The sequence below is a fragment of the Rhizobium leguminosarum bv. viciae genome (assembly GCF_012276115.1).
Taxonomy (GTDB): domain Bacteria; phylum Pseudomonadota; class Alphaproteobacteria; order Rhizobiales; family Rhizobiaceae; genus Rhizobium; species Rhizobium leguminosarum_T.
This window is the reverse complement of the sequence record NZ_WIEU01000014.1, coordinates 66,653-83,877: the sequence shown is the minus strand read 5'-3', so window position 1 is coordinate 83,877 and position 17,225 is coordinate 66,653. Positions and strand designations below refer to the sequence as shown.

Here is a 17,225-nt window from a genome sequence, read left to right as displayed (position 1 = left end):
ATACCCGATAGAGTTATGGAGATGTGACGGGCTGACAAGTTCGTTGCGAATGACTATCTCGTGACTTTACTTCGTTAAGGACAAACCGGGACGGAAGAATGGCAGCCGAGGAAATCAGCGGACAGGCGGATGCGGCGGGACTTGCCGCACTGATTTCGCGCGCGTTTCAGGAAAATGCCGGTAAAAAACGAGGATTACCGCCGGTAGAGCGGTGGAATCCGCCTTTCTGCGGCGATATCGACATGGAAATCCGGGCGGACGGTACCTGGTTCTACATGGGTACGCCGATTGGCCGACCGGCGCTGGTGCGGCTGTTCTCGACGGTTTTAAGAAAAGACGACGACCAGAAGACCTATCTCGTAACTCCTGTGGAAAAGGTCGGTATAAGGGTCGTCGACGCGCCTTTCATCGCCGTGGAGATGAGCGTGACGGAGGGGCAAGGCCAACAGGTGCTGACCTTCCGCACCAATGTCGGCGATGTCGTGGAGGCGGGAGGAGAGCATCGGCTGCGCTTTGCCATTGCAGGCGAGAATGCCGAATTGAAACCCTATCTGCATGTGCGCGGGCGGCTGGAGGCGCTGGTGTCGCGTGCGGTGATGTATGAACTGGTGGCGCTCGGCGAGACGCTCGAGGTCGAGGGACAGGCGATGTTCGCCGTCCGCTCCGCCGGAGAAGTCTTTGCGATGATGCCGGCCGATGAACTGGATGCGCTTTCCCGATGAATGATGCGATTACCCAACGTTATCCGCTGTTTTCCGCAGCCGAATTCCGCCGCCGCGCGCTCAACCAGAATGGTGGGCCGGTCGATCACGCCTGGCGCGATCACGGGGACCACATCCTCAATCCCGATATCGTCGCCGAGGTCGAGACCTTCGAGCTGCGCGACGCCGCCGTGCTCGTGCCCGTCGTCGACGACGGCGAGGAAGCGCATGTGATCTTCACCAAGCGCACGGCGACGCTGCGCAAACATTCCGGGCAGATCGCCTTTCCCGGCGGCTCGATCGATCCCGCCGATATCTCGCCCGAAATGGCGGCGATCCGAGAAACGGAGGAGGAGATCGGCCTGGCCGGTTCCTTCGTCGAAACCGTCGGGCGGCTGCCGAATTACCTTGCCTCGACGGGCTTCCGCATTACGCCGGTGCTCGGCGTCGTCTCGCCGGGCTTTGCGCTGGCGCTGAACCCGACCGAGGTGGACGACGTGTTCGAGGTGCCGCTTTCCTTCCTGATGGATCCTGCCAATCACACCCGCGACAGACGTGTCATCGACGGCATCGATCGGCATTTCTACCGCGTGCCCTATGAAAGCAGAATGATCTGGGGCATCACCGCCGGCATCGTCCGCACGCTCTACGAAAGGCTTTATGCATGACCGGCATCGCCGACCAAGCATGGTTTCTCGACCCGGCCCTCGGCCGGATCTTAGCGCTTCTCAACGCCGATGGCGGGGAAGGGCGGGTGGTTGGCGGAGCGGTGCGCAACAGCCTGATGGGCCTGCCGGTCAATGATGTGGACATAGCGACGACACTCAGACCGGAGGCGGTGATGGAGCGGGCGGCGGCGGCCGGCATCAAGGCAGTCCCAACCGGCCTCGATCACGGCACGGTGACGCTCGTCATCGATGGCAAGCCCTTCGAGGTGACGACCCTTCGCACCGACGTCGAGACCGACGGACGCCGTGCCAAGGTTGCCTTCAGCACCGACTGGAAGGCAGACGCCGAACGGCGGGATCTGACGATCAACGCGCTTTATGCCGATGCAAAGGGCGAGGTGGTGGATCTCGTTGGCGGACTTGCCGACATTGAGACGCGCAACATCCGCTTCATCGGCGATGCCGCGAAGCGCATTGCCGAGGATCATTTGCGTATCCTGCGCTTCTTCCGGTTCTTTGCCTATTACGGTTCCGGGCGGCCGGATGCGGAGGGGCTGAAGGCGTGTTCCCTCGCGCGTTCGAAACTGACGACGCTTTCGGCAGAACGCGTCTGGTCTGAACTGCGAAAGCTACTTGGCGCCGACGATCCTGGCCGCGCGCTGCTGTGGATGCGGCAGGTGGCGGTACTGACTGAAATCCTACCGGAATCGGAACGATGGGGGATCGATGCGATCCCTTCGCTGATCGCCACCGAAAAGGCGCTCGGCTGGACGCCCGATCCGCTGCTGCGTCTTGCGGCGATCGTGCGGCCCGATGCCGCGCGCATGGAGGCGCTCGCAGTCCGGCTCAAGCTCTCGAATGCGGAAGCGGCCACTCTCAAGGCCTGGGCAATGGCAGCGCCAGTCAAAGACGACATGTCGTCGGCCGCCTTCGAACGGCTACTTTACCGCAACGGCGCCGACGGCATCACGATACGGCTGAAGCTGGCGCTTGCGGTGGCGCGCGGCAAGGCTGAAGGTGATTTCGACGAAATGGCGCGGTCGGCGCGGCTTAGCAAGCTGCTGGACAGAGCAATGCACTGGAAGAAACCACAGTTTCCGCTGAACGGCGGCGACGTGATTTCTGCAGGAATCGCGTCCGGCCCGCGCGTCGGCGAACTGCTTGCCGGTCTGGAAAGCCAATGGGTGGAGGAAAATTTCGTTGCCGACCGGGCGGCGCTGCTCGCCCGGCTGCAGGAACGCGTGCAATAATCAGGCTGCGTTCACCTCGTCGCGAATGCGAGCCTTGATATTATCCACCATGTTCTCGCGGATCGTGGTTTCGCCGTGAGCATTTTTCAGGTGCTCGACGGCACGGCGGACCACCTCGGCGTCGCTATCTGCCCGTGTATGCCAGGCGCAGCCCGGAACGAGAGTGCCGCATTCGAAAAGTCGCATGGTCTTCTCCTCTGTTCGAAACACAACGACGATCGCGATCTTACGCGATTTATGAATGTGCGGGGGGAGGGAAGGTTCCGGCCGGCATCGACATGCCGGCCAGTACAGGCCGTGTCAGTCGGGCATCGCCCAGGCTTTGTAGGTATCCAAGAGGTGGTCGGGCATGTTGCTGTTGGCGGCCGCTGCTTCGTTCTGCAGCTGTTCCGGCGACTTCCCGCCGGCCAGTTGCAGCTTAACCTGCTCGATGAAGCAGGACAGCGGCAGATCCGAACCGCTCTTGGCCCGCAGTTTCTCGGCAATGCGCGTCAGAAATTCGGACGTGTCGATCGTGCGGGATGTTTCCTGGACATCCGTGGACGTTGGCGAGCCACTTTGTATCGTCATGACAATCCTCCTCCGATTGTTACGCACATACATATAAAGTTAGGACGCACTGAATTTTCGTGAAGGTCTGTCAACTCGAATTTATCGATAAGATCTCACAGTTTCATGGCCAGCGCACGACAGGGGGCAGCGATGAGAGAATGGATTCAACGTTGCCGCCGGTTTTCAGGCCGAAGATCGTGCCGCGATCATACAGCAGATTGAATTCGACGTAGCGGCCCCGGCGGATCAATTGTTCGTCGCGGTCGGCCTCTGTCCACAATTTATTGAAATTGGAGCGGACGATTTTTGGATAGACCATGGCGAAAGCCCGGCCGACATCACGCGTGAAGGCGAAATCGGCGTCCCAGCCGCCGGCTTCCTCGTTTGAATGCAGCCAGTCATAGAAGATGCCGCCGATGCCGCGGGCCTCGTTGCGATGTTTCAGGAAGAAATATTCGTCGCACCAGGCTTTGTACGCATCGTAATCGGCGACGGTATGATTGCGGCAGGCGATCTCCATGGCCTTGTGGAAGAGCTGGCTATCCTCGTCCTCCTGCGTGCGGCGGCGCGACAGCACCGGCGTCAGGTCGGCGCCGCCGCCGAACCAGCGGCTGGTGGTGACGACCATGCGAGTGTTCATGTGCACCGCCGGAACGTTTGGGTTGACGGGATGGGCGATCAGCGAGATGCCCGAGGCCCAGAAACGCGGATCGTCCTTGGCGCCGGGTATCTGGGCGCGGAAATCCGGGGCGAATTCGCCGTAGACAGTGGAGGTATGGACGCCGACCTTTTCGAAGACGCGGCCTTCCATCATCGACATCCGGCCACCGCCGCCGGCGCCGTTTTCGCGTGACCAGTCCTTGGCGACGAAGCGGCCGGGCTCCTGGTCGGACAGCGGCCCTTCCAACTCATCCTCGATGGCTTCGAAGGAGGCGCAGATCGTATCGCGCAATCCCTCGAACCAATTGCGGGCAGCAGCCTTCTTCTCTTCGATATCGTCAGGCAAGCCGATCGGCAGTTCCGGTCTTTCCATTTACGCCTCCAACGGTCGGCATCTCCTTCGGAGGCGACTCGCTCATTCTTGATTGCACGCCATGATTAGCAGTTGGCGCTGCATCTCGCCAAGCCGAGGCAAGCACCGCCGAGCACTTCCAAGATTCGACTCGCAAATCAAGAATTTCGATACTACCTTTTCCGAGGAGGTAGGTTTGATGAAGAAAGTTCCAGGGCCTCCGTCCTTCGACGGCCTGAAGCGCAGGATAGCAAGACATCGGGCGGAAAATCCCCCGAGCAAGAAAGACCATTTCGTGCGTGAGACATATTGCCTCGGCCTCATGGACGCACGCGCCAAGGCGCGCGAATGGTTCGACGAATATCCGAAAGCCGCTTACTGGACCGAGGTGGAAAGCTGGCGCCAGCTCGACGGCGACCAGATCGAATTCACCATGCGCCGCCTGCCTTCGGCCGACTGACCGTCACTTCGCAGTCGCCCGTACGCGGCTTTCGATCAAGAGGCCGTTTTCATCCATGATCGGATGCGCCACCGAGACGATGTGAGCGTTGAGGCGCTTCAGGTCGCGCAGCATGTCGAGATGCAGCGAACTCGTCTGCAGGCTGTCGGCGCGGCCGTCACGCAGGCGTTCGAGATGGCGCTCGGCAGACTGTTTCTCCATCCGGCGCACCTCGACCTTTACCTCCATCATCTGGCGCGCCAGATTGAAATCGCGGGTGACGAAGATCGTCTGGGCGACGCGCAGATTGTCGATCGTCAGATCGAACAGCTTGCGCAGTTCCTGATGACCGTCCTCGGAAAATTTCAAACCGAGAGAGATTTTCTTCGCCACCTGCTCCGCCAGGCCCTTCTCGATGATGTCGCCCATATGTTCGAGATTGATCGCGTAATCGATGACGACGATCGAGCGGCGGGCGTTTTCGTCGCTGAGTCCCTCGCGGCCGAGCTTCGAAAGATAGACCTTCACCGCCTGCTGCAACCGGTCGACGCGCTCTTCGAGAGCCGGAATCTCGGCAAGCTTGGATGCATCCCCCTGCTCGAAGCCTTCGGAGACCCGGATCAGCATGCGCTCGATGAGATCCCCGACGCCGAGCACTTCGCGTGTGGCGCTGGCAAGGGCAACCACCGGCGTCGAAAGCTCCTGCACATCTAAATATTTCGGGGCGCTCTCAGGCTCGGCTTGATCCGGCACCAGCCGGGTCATCAGGGCGGCGAGCGGCCGGGAGAATGGCCAGGCAACCGCTGCCAGCAGAAGGTTGAAGGCAAGATGCGCATCGACCGGCAGCTTGGCGGGACCAAAGGGCAGCATCTGGATGAGTTCCGCGCCATATCCCGCCAGCGGTAGAGCGATGAGGCAGCCGAGCGCGCGGACGGCGAGATTGCCGAGGGTGACGCGCCGCGCCGAAGCCGGGCCGGACAATGTCGCGACGACAGGTGGTATAGCGCCGCCGAGATTGGCGCCGAGGACGAGCACGATGACGAGTTCGGCGGAAATCACGCCGGCCGAGGCGAGTGACAGGATGAGCACCACCACCGCAAGGCTCGACGAGGATGCGAAGGCAAGTGTTGCCGAGACGATCATCGCCACGGGCAGGGCGCCGTCCAGCAGGCCGATGAAAGCGGCAAGGGCGGGAGAGGCGCGCATCGGTTCTGTTGCAAGGCCAAGCAGGTGCAGCGACAGTAGCATCAGGCCGATGCCGATCAGCGCTGTGCCACCACCCTGGCTGGTGCTTGAACGGCCGCGGCAAAGCACGATGCCGGCAAGAATCAGGAGGGGAGAGAGCCATTCGATGCCCGTTGCCACGATCCAGGCGGTGATCGCGGTACCGACATTGGCGCCGAGCAGGACGATCTGCGCCATGCGCGGCTTGATCAGGTCACGCTCGACGAAGGAGGCCGTCATCAGTGCCGTTGCCGTGGAGCTCTGCAGCGCGATGGTTGCGCCGAGGCCCGACAGGAAAGAACGAAGGCTGCCGCGTGTGCCGGTAGCCAGACCTGTTCTCAGGCGGGCGCCGAAGGCCCTGGACACGCCATCCTTTACCTGCGCGAGGCCGAACAGCAGCAGAGCCACGGCGCCGAACAGGTTGATCATGATGATTGTAGAGTCCATTTTGTTGTTTTATTCTTCTTTCACGTCCTAAGAGCGTAGTTTTTCTAAATAAACCTTTCCAAGCCGTTGGAATCTTAGAGGTCGTGGAGCAGTTTTTATTGTTCGGCTAATAAATATAAACCGGTTTGACGGCTTGGCAATGTCATTTTCCGACAATGCCAAGCTGATTTGCGATTGCGCCGGCCTATGCTCCGCCAGTCTGATGTCGCTCAAGCCCAGACGGTTTGGCGCATCGCCTCGCCGACGATCATCGCGGCCGAGACGGCGACGTTGATCGAGCGCTGGCCTTCGACCATCGGGATCAGGACGCGCGCATCGGCTGCTTCATGCACCTGATCCGGCACGCCAGCGCTTTCGCGACCGAAGAGCAGGATATCGTCCGGGCGGAAGGCAAGATCGGTATAGCGATCCGCCGCCTTGGTCGAGGCGAGGATCAGGCGGCGGCCGGTGCTCAGACGCCAGGCCTCGAAGCGGTCCCAGTTGACATGGCGGGTGAGGGCGGCGGCGGCGATATAGTCCATGCCGGCCCGTTTCAGGTTGCGGTCGGAGATGTCGAAGCCGGCGGGCTCGATCAGATCGACCGCGAAGCCAAGGCAGGCGGCAAGACGCAGGATGGTGCCGGTATTGCCTGCTATATCCGGCTGATAGAGTGCCAGTCTGAGTGAAGTCATGATGCGCCGTTTTCCCGCTTTCGCCGCTCAAGGCCTAATGCAACTGTGATTTCGGCGCAACAGGGCGCGTTTTGACCCGACGAGATGAAATTTTTGGCACAATAGGGCTGGAAAATTCCTCGTTTTCGCGTTATCGGTGCATATCTTCAATCGCCAGCAAGGAGCGCCAGAATGAATATTTTGCTGTATGTGCGCCTCCCGGCCGTGATGCCAAGCGGTGCGATTTTCCGCCGATAGGGCGGGTTTCTTCCCTGAATTTCCTTTTTTGATCCATTGTGCGGCTGTCTCAGCCTCGCCCCTTGAACGTTCGGTTCCCATATGTGCTTGCATGGCGCTGGGATGGCGCGAAGCCGGGAGCCGGAACGCTGACGTTTCGGAGCAATTTTATGTTTGGCTGGTTCGAACAGCGACTCAATCCCTTTCCCAGCGAGGACCCTGTCGCCCCGCCGAAAGGTCTCTTTGCCTTTTGCTGGCATTACAGCAAGCCGGCTGCGCCCTGGCTCGGCCTGATGGCCGTGCTGACGGCGCTGATCGCTATCGGCGAAGTGGCGCTCTTCCAGTTCCTCGGCGACATCGTCGACTGGCTGACCAATGCCGACCGCGCCACATTCCTGGAGAGAGAAGGCCACAAGCTTTTCTGGATGGCGGCGCTGGTGCTGGTCGGCCTGCCTGTGGTAGCCGGGCTCGATTCGCTCATCATGCACCAGATGATGCTCGGTAATTATCCGATGATCGCACGCTGGCAGATGCACCGCTTCCTGCTGCGCCACAGCATGTCGTTCTTTGCCAACGAGTTTGCCGGGCGTGTCGCCACCAAGGTGATGCAGACCTCGCTTGCCGTACGTGAAACGGTGATGAAGATCCTCGACGTCTTCGTCTATGTCGTCACCTACTTCCTGACGATGATCATCGTGATTGCGGCGGCGGACTGGCGGCTGATGATCCCGATCCTCGTCTGGCTCGCGGTCTATATCAGCATCGTCGCCTATTTCGTGCCGCGGCTTCGCAAGATCGCGGCGGCGCAGGCGGATGCGCGTTCGATGATGACGGGCCGCGTGGTCGACAGCTATACGAATATCGCGACGGTCAAGCTGTTTTCGCATGCGGGCCGCGAGGAGGTCTATGCCAAGGAGGGCATGGACGAGTTCCTGCAGACCGTGCACAAGCAGATGCGCAAGGTGACGCTCTTCCACATCTTCGTCTATGTGAACAACTGCGTTGCGCTCTTCGTCATCTCGGGCCTGTCGATCTGGTTCTGGCTGAACGGGGCGATCTCGGTCGGTGCCATCGCCATCGCTATCGGTCTTGCCATGCGCGTCAACGGCATGTCGCAATGGATTATGTGGGAAGTCTCCGCGCTGTTCGAAAATATCGGTACGGTCTATGACGGCATGGAGATGATGAGCAAACAGCACGACATCGTCGACAAGCCGGGCGCACCCACCCTGATGGCGAAGAAGGGCGCGATCCACTACGACCGCATCCGCTTCCACTACGGCAAGAGCAAGGGCGTCATCGACAACCTGTCGCTCGACATCAAGGCAGGCGAGAAGGTCGGTCTGGTCGGCCGTTCCGGTGCCGGCAAGACGACGCTGATGAACCTGCTGCTGCGCTTTTACGATCTGGAGGCCGGCCGCATCACCATCGATGGGCAGGATATCGCCGGTGTCTCGCAGGAAAGCCTGCGTTCGCTGATCGGCGTGGTGACGCAGGACACCTCGCTGTTGCATCGCTCGATCCGCGACAACATCGCCTATGGTCGTCCCGAAGCAACGGATGACGAGGTGATCGAGGCCGCCAAACGCGCCAACGCCTGGGAGTTCATCGAAGGCCTCGTCGACATGCAGGGCCGCGCGGGGCTCGACGCGCAGGTCGGCGAACGCGGCGTCAAACTGTCAGGCGGCCAGCGGCAGCGCGTCGCGATCGCCCGCGTCTTCCTGAAGGACGCGCCGATCCTGGTGCTCGACGAGGCGACCTCGGCGCTCGATTCGGAAGTCGAGGCGGCGATCCAGGAAAACCTCTTCGCCTTGATGGAGGGCAAGACGGTGATCGCCATCGCCCACCGGCTGTCGACGCTGACGGAGATGGATCGGCTGATCGTGCTCGACAAGGGCCGGATCATCGAGGCCGGCTCGCACAGCGAACTGATCGAAGCAGGCGGTATCTATGCCGACCTCTGGAACCGCCAGTCCGGCGGCTTCCTCTCCGATCACGCCGACGAAGCGGAAGTGGCGGCGGAATAAGATGAAATGAGGCCCTCCCTGCGAAAGCGGGGAGGGCCTCTTTTTCTTAGGATGGCTATAAGCTTGCCGGACGGTTGCTGAAGGCCTGACTGGCGTTTGCCTCTTATCCGTTCAAAGACTGTCGGCCCAATCGATCACGCGGTGATGTTCGACGACGATCATGGTGTTGGCGGCTGCGATCGTGCGCAGTGCGACGAGACGACGCTGCTCTTCCTGGTCCAGCCAGGCGGTAATGGCCTCAGCGACGATCTCGTCGCGCGGCAACCCCAGGGCGAATGCCAGAGCATCCAGCCTTTCTGCAAGCGGAAGCGGAATATGCGCATCGAGCACTTTCGTTTCCATGGGAATATCTCCGGTAAAGCGCGATCGTAACGTCAGATTGTGACCGGTTCGGGGGCATTCAATGGGTATGCCGCCGATGTTACCGATAATTACCAAAATATAACACTCTGTCCGCTTTTCATTCTCTTTGCCGGTCCGGCTATTCCGCCTATATCGCTTCTATGTTGCTGAAGCCCATCCTCCGCCGGTTCGAAACCTGGATCGATCCGTTCCGCCCCCGCGCCAATCTCCAGCCGCCGCGCTCGACGCTCGGATTCATCTGGTTTTATATCGGTCAGGCGAGGATGCCGTTCGTTGCCATGCTCGTCCTCGGCGGCACGTCGGCGGCGATCGAGGCTGCGCTCTTCTGGTTCGTCGGGCGGCTCGTCGATATCCTCGGTAGCATCACGCCGGGCGCCGGCTGGAGCGGCCTTCTCGCTGCCCATGGCGGCGAGTTGTTCGGCATGCTCGCCCTCATCGGGCTGGTGCGCTTCGTCATCGCCTTCCTGATCGCGCTGGTCGACCAGCAGGTGATCACGCCGGGCTTCTACAATCTCGCACGCTGGCAATCCTATCTCCACGTCTCCAGGCAGTCATTGTCGTTTTTCCAGAGCGATTTTTCCGGACGCATCGTCACCAAGGTCTGGTCGGCCGGGCAGGCCACCGGCGATCTCGTCACCTCGCTGATGGAAAGCGTCTGGTTCGTCGGCATCTATGCCGTAACGACGCTCGTGCTCGTCGCCCGGCTGGACTTTTCCCTTGCCGTTGTCGTGCTGTTCTGGCTTGGCGCCTTCAGCCTGCTTGCCCGCCACTTCGTCCCGCGGATCCGCCATCATTCTCGCGAAACGGCGGAAGCCGGATCGATGCTGAACGGCAGGATGGTCGATTCCTACAGCAACATGCAGACGCTGAAGCTGTTTGCACGCGACGAGGAGGCCGACCGCTACATGCGGCAAGGCTTCGATATCTATCAGGATACGGTGCTGCGCTTCACGCGGTTCATCACCGGCGTCAGGGCCTCGATGGCGCTGCTTTCCGGCCTGATGATCGTGACGATGGCGGGCCTGAGCGTCGATCTCTGGCTGCGCGGCCTCATCAGCTCGGGTGCGGTGGCGTTTTCGCTGGCGCTGGTGCTCAGGCTGAATTTCCTGCTCGGACGGTTGATGACGCAATTCAACGGCATCATGCGCAACCTCGGCACCATCCAGAACGCCGCCGAGCTGATCTCCCAGCCTCTGGGGCTCGTCGATCGGACCGATGCGAAGACGCTGGTGATCCGGCAGCCCGGCATCCGCTTCGACAATGTTTCCTTCCGCTACGGCAAGGGCCACGAAGCGGTGGTCGAGAATTTCTCCATGACCATCCGGCCCGGCGAGAAGGTCGGGATCGTCGGCCGTTCGGGCGCGGGGAAATCGACGCTGATGAACCTGCTGCTGCGCCTCTACGACATTCAGGACGGCCGCATTCTCATCGACGGCCAGGATATATTAGCCGTGACGCAGGAATCCCTCAGGATGCAGATCGGCGTCGTCAGCCAGGACACCGCGCTGCTGCATCGTTCGGTGCGCGACAATATCCTGTTCGGGCGGCCGGATGCCGGCGAGGAGGGGCTGGTCGAGGCGGCCAGGCGCGCCGAAGCCATCGACTTCATCGAACGCCTGCAGGATCAGCAGGGCCGCAGAGGTTTCGATGCGCATGTCGGCGAACGCGGCGTCAAACTGTCCGGCGGGCAGCGCCAGCGTATCGCCATTGCCCGTGTCATGCTGAAGGACGCGCCGATCCTCGTTCTCGACGAAGCGACGTCGGCGCTCGATTCGGAGGTGGAAGAAGCGATCCAGTCCAATCTCCACCGGATCATGGAAGGCAAGACGGTGCTTGCGATCGCCCATCGGCTGTCGACGATCGCCGCGCTCGATCGGCTGATCGTCGTCGATCTCGGACGGATCATCGAGGAAGGCAGCCATGACGCACTGCTTCGCCACGGCGGGCTCTATGCCGAACTTTGGGCGCGCCAGTCCGGCGGCTTCCTTGCTGCGGATGATGACGTGGGCTCAAGGGTCGACGACGAATTCCGCCATGAGGCCAAAATGATTTGATCCGAAGCCGTTTTCGATGCGGCGGACCGATTTCAGCCGCAGCGGCGCGCGGGCAAAGATATGATCGATCGGAATACCGAAGGCGCCGGCGCGGATCGGCCATGTCGCGGGCTCCAGCGATGCCGTGCCCAAGCCTTGAGTGCGCATGAGATACTGCACGTCGGGCGCGAGAATCGATGTATTGAAATCACCGGCCAGAACGAGCGGTCCCGAAAGGGTAGGGATGACCTCCGCGAGATCCCAGATCTCCAGACCGTGGAACTCGTCGTAATAAGGTTTGGTCAGGTGCGCGGCGAGGAAATTGACCTTCTGGCCTTCGAAATCGATCGTCGAGATCGTCAGCCGGTTGCGCCAGAGCAGGCCGAGATTGCGGATGCGGGGTTCGATCAGCGGACGCTTCGACAGCACCAGCGTATCGCATTGCTCCATGCCGACACCGCAGCCGATATAATAGGGATAGGTCTTCAACAACCGCGGCAGTTCCGACAGCAGCGGCTCGGCCTCCAGGATGTTGACGACATCGGCGCCTGAGGCGATGACCATGTCGGCGATGTCAGGGCCGTTTGCGAAATTATCGTTCTCGATATTGAAGGACATCAGCCTGAACAGGGCCGGGCGGCTCTCTTCAACTGATGGTTCGACGAATTCGCGCATCATCACGATGCCATGGACTGCAAGAACCACCGATACCGAGAGGGTCAGCAGGCCATACCAGTGCCGCTTGACGAGAAGGGCAGCAACCGAGGCAACCGCGCCGGCTGCCGCCAGATGAACCTGGAAGCTGTAAAAGAAGGACAGCAAATAGAAATCGGTGACGTATCGCAGGGAGATAATGGCGAGAACGAGCGTCGTGAGAACGCTGAATACGCAAAAAATCGTGTCTCTCATCCGCTCCGGTCCGGCTCACTTGCATGGCTCGGACTGCGCCTATCACGAGGGCATTTTTGTTGCAATGCAACATAATGGCAAGCGCGTGTTTGCCTTAAAAAATTCATCCCAAATTTCCCGCGACATTGTGCCCTCATCCCCTTGCCAAGGCTGGACATAATTTGCGATCAAGCATAGAACGCGCCGGATTGCTGGGGAATCTATGGCCGAATTGTGTCTAGAGAGATTCGCCGGTTGAGGGGTAGGGCGGAATTCCGCGAAAATTGCGCAGAGGATGTTAGCCGTGAGCGAACACGAAACGACAAGCGAGGGCACGGGCGAACCCACTCGCCGTGATTTCCTTTATCTCACCACTGGTATGGCGGGCGCAGTCGGCGCCGTCGCGGTCGCTTGGCCGTTCATCGATCAGATGCGTCCTGACGCTTCGACGCTCGCTCTCGCCTCAATCGAAGTCGACGTTGCCAGCCTGGAACCCGGCATGTCGCTGACAGTCAAATGGCGCGGCAAGCCGATCTTCATCCGCAATCGCACCCCGGAAGAAGTAACGGCCGCAGCCGATGTTCCGCTGTCGGATCTCAAGGACCCGATCGCGCGCAATGCAAACCTTCCCGCCGACGCTCAGGCAACGGGTGTTGACCGTTCGGGCGGCAAGGACAAGGAAAACTGGATCGTCATGATCGGCACCTGCACGCATCTCGGCTGCGTACCGCTCGGCCAGGCCGGCGAATACAATGGTTGGTTCTGTCCCTGCCATGGCTCGGTCTACGACACGGCCGGCCGCGTTCGCAAAGGTCCTGCGCCCGAGAACCTGCCGATCCCGACCTTTTCATTTGTGTCCGATACCAAAATCAAGATCGGTTGAGGGGAGACTGATATATGAGTGGCCATTCCAGCTACGAGCCATCAACCGGCCTCGAGAAATGGGTCGATGCGCGCCTTCCACTGCCGCGCATGGTCTATGATAGTTTCGTCGCCTATCCGGTTCCGCGTAACCTGAACTATGCCTATACTTTTGGCGCAATGCTCTCCGTCATGCTGATCCTGCAGATATTGACGGGTGTGGTTCTCGCCATGCACTATGCCGCCGAGACGACGATTGCCTTCAACTCCGTTGAAAAGATCATGCGCGACGTCAATCATGGCTGGCTGCTGCGCTATATGCATGCCAATGGCGCGTCTTTCTTCTTCGTCGCGGTCTACCTGCATATTGCCCGCGGCCTCTACTACGGCTCCTACAAGGCGCCGCGCGAAATTCTCTGGATTCTCGGCGTGGTCATTTATCTCCTGATGATGGCGACCGGCTTCATGGGTTACGTTCTGCCGTGGGGCCAGATGTCCTTCTGGGGCGCCACCGTCATCACCGGCTTCTTCTCGGCCTTTCCCCTGATTGGCGAATGGTTGCAGCAGTTCCTACTCGGCGGCTTTGCCGTCGAACAGCCGACGCTGAACCGCTTCTTTTCGCTGCATTACCTGCTCCCCTTCATGATCGCCGGCGTCGTCGTCCTGCATATCTGGGCGCTGCACGTCACCGGCCAGACGAACCCAACGGGCGTCGAGGTCAAAACGAAGACGGATACGGTGCGTTTCACGCCTTATGCGACGATGAAGGATGCGCTTGGCGTATCGGTCTTCCTGCTGGTCTATGCCTATTTCGTCTTCTACCTGCCGAACTTCCTCGGTCATGCCGACAACTACATCCCGGCCGATCCGTTGAAGACGCCGGCCCACATCGTTCCGGAATGGTACTTCCTGCCGTTCTATGCGATGCTGCGCTCGATCACCTTCAACGTCGGCCCGATCGATTCCAAGCTCGGCGGCGTGCTGGTGATGTTCGGCGCGATTATCGTACTGTTCTTCCTGCCCTGGCTCGATACCTCAAAGGTCCGTTCCGCCGTCTACCGTCCCTGGTACAAGCTGTTCTACTGGTTGTTCGTGATCAACGCGATCATCCTCGGCTGGCTTGGCTCGCAGCCGGCGGAGGGCCTGTTCACCACGATCTCGCAGATCTGCACGCTCCTCTACTTCGCTTTCTTCCTGGTCGCGATGCCGGTTCTCGGCTTGGTGGAAACACCGCGCCGCATCCCGAACTCGATTACCGAAGCGGTGCTCGAAAAGCGCAACAAGACCGTAGTGGTCAAGGCATAGCGAGCGACGGAAGGGAATAGAAATATGAAAACGCTTGTTACAAGCATTCTTTCGTTCGCATTCGCCGCCAGTTTCGGCAGTGCCGTGCTGGCTCAGGAGGCGACGCCCGCCAACGGTGCAGCTCCGGCCCATCACGAGGAAAGCGAAACGCCTCACTATCCGCTGAAGCATCCGAAGGAAGAGGAATGGTCTTTCGCCGGTCCGTTCGGCCATTACGACAAGGGCCAGCTCCAGCGCGGCCTCAAGGTCTACACGGAAGTCTGTGCAGCCTGTCATTCGATGAAGCTCGTGCCTTTCCGCACGCTCGACGAGCTCGGCTATTCCGAGGCGCAGGTGAAGGCCTTCGCCGCGAACTACGAGGTCCAGGATGGTCCCGACGCCAGCGGCGAGATGTTTACCCGCAAGGCGGTTCCTTCCGATTACTTCCCGTCGCCTTTCCCCAATGCTGAAGCCGCGGCTGCTTCCAACAATGGCGCGGCTCCGCCCGATTTTTCGCTGATTGCCAAGGCCCGCTCAGTCGAGCGCGGCTTTCCGCAGTTCGTTTTCGACATTTTCACGCAATATCAGGAAAGCGGCCCGGACTATATCCACGCACTGCTGACCGGCTATGAAGAGCCGCCGGCCGGTTTCCAAGTGCCGCAGGGGGGACATTATAACCCTTATTTCAATGCTGCCGCCGTCCTTGCCATGCCAAAGCCGCTCTCTGACGGCCAGGTGACCTATGACGACGGCGCGCCGGCGACGGTCGACCAGTATTCGAAGGATGTCACCGCCTTCCTGATGTGGGCAGCGGAGCCGCATCTCGAGGAGCGCAAACGCACGGGCTTCATGGTCATGGTCTTCCTGGCGATTTTCACGGTGCTGATCTATCTGACGAAGCGCTCGATCTACGCCAATAAGGAACATTGAGCGGTTCCCCGCCGGATTTCGAAAGGCGGCCTACGGGCCGCCTTTTTTGTTGGTTCCGCCCCTCGTAATTGGTAGGGTGCGGCCAGTTTCATGCGTTCGCAGATATGGATTTTCCATGAATAATACGACTTCGGAGCTCGCAGCCAGCATCCGCTCCATTCCTGACTATCCCAAGCCCGGCATCATCTTCCGCGACATCACCACGCTGCTCGGCAACCCTCGGGCTTTCCGCCGGGCGGTCGACGAACTCGTGCAGCCCTATGCCGGCACGAAGATCGACAAGATCGCCGGCATGGAGGCGCGCGGCTTCATCCTCGGCGGCGCGGTGGCGCACCAGCTTTCCTCAGGCTTCGTACCGATCCGCAAGAAGGGCAAGCTGCCGCACGAGACTGTGCGCATCGCCTACAGCCTGGAATATGGCGTCGACGAGATGGAGATGCATCGCGATGCTGTCCAACCCGGCGAGAAGGTGATCCTGGTCGACGACCTGATCGCCACCGGCGGCACCGCGGTCGGCGCGACGAGGCTATTGCGCCAGATTGGTGCGGAAGTCGTCGGCGCCTGTTTCGTCATCGACCTGCCGGATCTTGGCGGCCGCAGGAAGCTGGAAGAGCTCGGCGTCGTCGTGCACACACTGGTCGAATTCTCCGGTCACTGACCGGGTGCCATTCCGGCTGTGTCAGTCGAATTCGAGGACGCTGCTTTCGAAGCGGATAACGGCATCTCCGTTTTGATTGACGCCCTCGCAGAGGATGGTGTTGAGGTGCCATCCCGGCCGCGACGCGAGCGCGCGGCTGGAGAGGAAGGCGACGGAATAGGTCACGACGTCGCCTGCGAAGACCGGCCGCAGCCATTGCAGTTTCTGGAAACCGGGTGAGGGGCCGAGGTTCGGCGACGTCAGGCCGTTTTGCGCGAGTGCGGCGCTCTGTCTTTCCCAAAAGGCGAGGAAGGTTCGCATCCAGGCTGCGGTGGTGTGCCAGCCCGAGGCGCAGAGATCGCCGAAGAGGGTGCCTTTGGCGGCTTCTTTGTCGAGGTGGAAACGCTGCGGATCGTAGCGTGTCGCGAAACGGATGATGTTTTCCTCGGTAAAAGTATAGCTGCCGATCTCGGCCTTCTCGCCAACCGCGTAAAGCTCGGACATTCTCATGCTGACGCCTCCGGGCTCATGCTGACGTCTCCGGGCTTATGCCGATATCCGCGGGACGGGCGCGCATGCCGAACATGACCGAATTCTCCGAGACGCAGACAAGTTCGCCGCGCTGGTTTTCCACCTCGTGGCGAAACTTGACGATGCCGATGCCGGGGCGCGATCGCATCGGCCGGGCTTCAAGCACGATCGAGTGGCCGGAGAGCGTGTCGCCGGCAAGCACCGGCTTTCGCCATTCCATCAGATCGACGCCCGGCGCACGCTCGCAGAGCGAATGCAGCACATAACTGTCGGCCATCATGCGCATGAACATCGAAGAGGTATGCCAGCCGGAGGCGGCAAGGCCGCCGAGAATGCTGGCGCGGCCGGCAGCCTCATCGAGATGCATCGGTTGCGGGTCGAATTCGCTTGCAAACTCAATGATTTCCTCGGTGGTCACCGGCTTCGGGCCAAGCGCGAAGCGGCGGCCGGGCTGGAAATCCTCGAAGGAAAGCTTTTCTGCCGACATTCAC

Annotated in this window: 19 protein-coding genes; 10 read left to right on the top strand and 9 right to left on the bottom strand. The window is 60.6% G+C overall.

Annotation, left to right across the window (positions count from 1 at the left end; all coding sequences use genetic code 11):
• Positions 1-98: 98 nt before the first annotated feature.
• From GFM02_RS22940 to GFM02_RS22930, 3 genes are read left to right on the top strand one after another with little or no spacing between them, the layout of a single operon-like run.
• Positions 99-722, top strand: a complete 624-nt coding sequence (locus GFM02_RS22940) for a DUF1285 domain-containing protein (RefSeq protein ID WP_168306207.1) — start codon at positions 99-101, stop codon at positions 720-722.
• The gene (locus GFM02_RS22935; protein ID WP_020051065.1) at positions 719-1,369 is read left to right on the top strand and encodes a CoA pyrophosphatase; all 651 of its coding nucleotides are present in this window, start codon (positions 719-721) and stop codon (positions 1,367-1,369) included. The genes GFM02_RS22940 and GFM02_RS22935 overlap by 4 nt, the downstream gene beginning before the upstream one ends.
• Positions 1,366-2,619 carry a CCA tRNA nucleotidyltransferase gene (locus GFM02_RS22930; RefSeq protein ID WP_168322891.1) on the top strand — a complete coding sequence of 418 codons (1,254 nt, stop codon included), beginning with the start codon at positions 1,366-1,368 and terminating at the stop codon, positions 2,617-2,619. Before GFM02_RS22935 ends, GFM02_RS22930 begins: the two co-directional genes overlap by 4 nt.
• On the opposite strand, the gene GFM02_RS22925 is transcribed toward GFM02_RS22930, so the two are convergent.
• The 3 genes from GFM02_RS22925 to hemF form a co-directional block, all read right to left on the bottom strand.
• A complete protein-coding gene (locus GFM02_RS22925) occupies positions 2,620-2,805 on the bottom strand; it encodes a DUF1059 domain-containing protein (protein ID WP_003565542.1) in 186 nt (61 codons plus the stop codon).
• A gap of 114 nt (positions 2,806-2,919) precedes the next feature.
• Positions 2,920-3,189, bottom strand: a complete 270-nt coding sequence (locus GFM02_RS22920; RefSeq protein ID WP_131664587.1) for a hypothetical protein — start codon at positions 3,187-3,189, stop codon at positions 2,920-2,922.
• Between the two features lie 103 nt (positions 3,190-3,292).
• Entirely contained in the window at positions 3,293-4,204 is a 912-nt protein-coding gene (gene hemF / locus GFM02_RS22915) for an oxygen-dependent coproporphyrinogen oxidase (RefSeq protein ID WP_168322890.1), read from the bottom strand.
• A gap of 178 nt (positions 4,205-4,382) precedes the next feature.
• On the opposite strand from hemF, the gene GFM02_RS22910 reads away from it, so the two are divergent.
• The gene (locus GFM02_RS22910) at positions 4,383-4,643 is read left to right on the top strand and encodes a hypothetical protein (protein ID WP_003541775.1); all 261 of its coding nucleotides are present in this window, start codon (positions 4,383-4,385) and stop codon (positions 4,641-4,643) included.
• A 3-nt stretch (positions 4,644-4,646) separates the two neighbouring features.
• On the opposite strand, the gene GFM02_RS22905 is transcribed toward GFM02_RS22910, so the two are convergent.
• Together GFM02_RS22905 and GFM02_RS22900 are read right to left on the bottom strand one after the other, a co-directional pair.
• The gene (locus GFM02_RS22905; protein WP_168322889.1) at positions 4,647-6,293 is read right to left on the bottom strand and encodes a Na/Pi cotransporter family protein; all 1,647 of its coding nucleotides are present in this window, start codon (positions 6,291-6,293) and stop codon (positions 4,647-4,649) included.
• Positions 6,294-6,502: 209 nt separating this feature from the next.
• On the bottom strand, positions 6,503-6,964 hold the full coding sequence (locus GFM02_RS22900; RefSeq protein WP_131664590.1) for a tRNA (cytidine(34)-2'-O)-methyltransferase: 462 nt from the start codon (positions 6,962-6,964) through the stop codon (positions 6,503-6,505).
• 386 nt (positions 6,965-7,350) lie between these two features.
• Here GFM02_RS22900 and GFM02_RS22895 point away from each other — a divergent pair, with 386 nt between their 5' ends.
• Positions 7,351-9,207: an ABC transporter ATP-binding protein gene (locus GFM02_RS22895; RefSeq protein ID WP_168270707.1), complete on the top strand. Its 1,857-nt coding sequence runs from the start codon at positions 7,351-7,353 to the stop codon at positions 9,205-9,207.
• 111 nt (positions 9,208-9,318) lie between these two features.
• On the opposite strand, the gene GFM02_RS22890 is transcribed toward GFM02_RS22895, so the two are convergent.
• On the bottom strand, positions 9,319-9,549 hold the full coding sequence (locus tag GFM02_RS22890) for a ribbon-helix-helix domain-containing protein (RefSeq protein WP_026265371.1): 231 nt from the start codon (positions 9,547-9,549) through the stop codon (positions 9,319-9,321).
• A 161-nt stretch (positions 9,550-9,710) separates the two neighbouring features.
• Here GFM02_RS22890 and GFM02_RS22885 point away from each other — a divergent pair, with 161 nt between their 5' ends.
• Complete coding sequence (locus GFM02_RS22885) at positions 9,711-11,624, top strand: ABC transporter ATP-binding protein (protein ID WP_168322888.1); 1,914 nt, start codon at positions 9,711-9,713, stop codon at positions 11,622-11,624.
• Here the strand turns inward: GFM02_RS22885 and GFM02_RS22880 are convergent.
• Positions 11,580-12,512 carry an endonuclease/exonuclease/phosphatase family protein gene (locus GFM02_RS22880; RefSeq protein WP_168283993.1) on the bottom strand — a complete coding sequence of 311 codons (933 nt, stop codon included), beginning with the start codon at positions 12,510-12,512 and terminating at the stop codon, positions 11,580-11,582. The genes GFM02_RS22885 and GFM02_RS22880 overlap by 45 nt on opposite strands.
• 283 nt (positions 12,513-12,795) lie before the next feature.
• Between GFM02_RS22880 and petA the strand changes: the two genes are divergently transcribed.
• From petA to GFM02_RS22860, 4 genes are all read left to right on the top strand, one after another.
• Complete coding sequence (gene petA / locus GFM02_RS22875; RefSeq protein ID WP_026265370.1) at positions 12,796-13,374, top strand: ubiquinol-cytochrome c reductase iron-sulfur subunit; 579 nt, start codon at positions 12,796-12,798, stop codon at positions 13,372-13,374.
• Between the two features lie 14 nt (positions 13,375-13,388).
• Complete coding sequence (locus GFM02_RS22870) at positions 13,389-14,657, top strand: cytochrome b (protein ID WP_020051055.1); 1,269 nt, start codon at positions 13,389-13,391, stop codon at positions 14,655-14,657.
• A 24-nt stretch (positions 14,658-14,681) separates the two neighbouring features.
• Positions 14,682-15,566 (top strand): cytochrome c1, encoded by an 885-nt coding sequence (locus GFM02_RS22865; RefSeq protein ID WP_168322887.1) that lies wholly within the window; start codon positions 14,682-14,684, stop codon positions 15,564-15,566.
• 115 nt (positions 15,567-15,681) lie between these two features.
• Positions 15,682-16,224 carry an adenine phosphoribosyltransferase gene (locus GFM02_RS22860; RefSeq protein ID WP_131664596.1) on the top strand — a complete coding sequence of 181 codons (543 nt, stop codon included), beginning with the start codon at positions 15,682-15,684 and terminating at the stop codon, positions 16,222-16,224.
• 21 nt (positions 16,225-16,245) lie between these two features.
• Here the strand turns inward: GFM02_RS22860 and GFM02_RS22855 are convergent, their stop codons facing one another.
• Together GFM02_RS22855 and GFM02_RS22850 are read right to left on the bottom strand one after the other, a co-directional pair.
• A complete protein-coding gene (locus GFM02_RS22855) occupies positions 16,246-16,713 on the bottom strand; it encodes a MaoC family dehydratase (RefSeq protein ID WP_168270711.1) in 468 nt (155 codons plus the stop codon).
• A 16-nt stretch (positions 16,714-16,729) separates the two neighbouring features.
• Positions 16,730-17,221 carry a MaoC family dehydratase gene (locus tag GFM02_RS22850; RefSeq protein ID WP_168322886.1) on the bottom strand — a complete coding sequence of 164 codons (492 nt, stop codon included), beginning with the start codon at positions 17,219-17,221 and terminating at the stop codon, positions 16,730-16,732.
• Between the last annotated feature and the right edge of the window lie 4 nt (positions 17,222-17,225).

Bases quoted from the DNA above. Each gene is read 5' to 3' on its own strand.
- GFM02_RS22850 (WP_168322886.1), bottom strand. From the start codon at position 17,221: ATGTCGGCAGAAAAGCTTTCCTTCGAGGATTTCCAGCCCGGCCGCCGC.
- GFM02_RS22865 (WP_168322887.1), top strand. From the start codon at position 14,682: ATGAAAACGCTTGTTACAAGCATTCTTTCGTTCGCATTCGCCGCCAGT.
- GFM02_RS22885 (WP_168322888.1), top strand. From the start codon at position 9,711: ATGTTGCTGAAGCCCATCCTCCGCCGGTTCGAAACCTGGATCGATCCG.
- GFM02_RS22890 (WP_026265371.1), bottom strand. From the start codon at position 9,549: ATGGAAACGAAAGTGCTCGATGCGCATATTCCGCTTCCGCTTGCAGAA.
- GFM02_RS22870 (WP_020051055.1), top strand. From the start codon at position 13,389: ATGAGTGGCCATTCCAGCTACGAGCCATCAACCGGCCTCGAGAAATGG.
- GFM02_RS22940 (WP_168306207.1), top strand. From the start codon at position 99: ATGGCAGCCGAGGAAATCAGCGGACAGGCGGATGCGGCGGGACTTGCC.
- GFM02_RS22880 (WP_168283993.1), bottom strand. From the start codon at position 12,512: ATGAGAGACACGATTTTTTGCGTATTCAGCGTTCTCACGACGCTCGTT.
- hemF (WP_168322890.1), bottom strand. From the start codon at position 4,204: ATGGAAAGACCGGAACTGCCGATCGGCTTGCCTGACGATATCGAAGAG.
- GFM02_RS22855 (WP_168270711.1), bottom strand. From the start codon at position 16,713: ATGAGAATGTCCGAGCTTTACGCGGTTGGCGAGAAGGCCGAGATCGGC.
- GFM02_RS22910 (WP_003541775.1), top strand. From the start codon at position 4,383: ATGAAGAAAGTTCCAGGGCCTCCGTCCTTCGACGGCCTGAAGCGCAGG.
- GFM02_RS22920 (WP_131664587.1), bottom strand. From the start codon at position 3,189: ATGACGATACAAAGTGGCTCGCCAACGTCCACGGATGTCCAGGAAACA.
- GFM02_RS22895 (WP_168270707.1), top strand. From the start codon at position 7,351: ATGTTTGGCTGGTTCGAACAGCGACTCAATCCCTTTCCCAGCGAGGAC.
- GFM02_RS22900 (WP_131664590.1), bottom strand. From the start codon at position 6,964: ATGACTTCACTCAGACTGGCACTCTATCAGCCGGATATAGCAGGCAAT.
- GFM02_RS22930 (WP_168322891.1), top strand. From the start codon at position 1,366: ATGACCGGCATCGCCGACCAAGCATGGTTTCTCGACCCGGCCCTCGGC.
- GFM02_RS22860 (WP_131664596.1), top strand. From the start codon at position 15,682: ATGAATAATACGACTTCGGAGCTCGCAGCCAGCATCCGCTCCATTCCT.
- GFM02_RS22905 (WP_168322889.1), bottom strand. From the start codon at position 6,293: ATGGACTCTACAATCATCATGATCAACCTGTTCGGCGCCGTGGCTCTG.
- GFM02_RS22935 (WP_020051065.1), top strand. From the start codon at position 719: ATGAATGATGCGATTACCCAACGTTATCCGCTGTTTTCCGCAGCCGAA.
- GFM02_RS22925 (WP_003565542.1), bottom strand. From the start codon at position 2,805: ATGCGACTTTTCGAATGCGGCACTCTCGTTCCGGGCTGCGCCTGGCAT.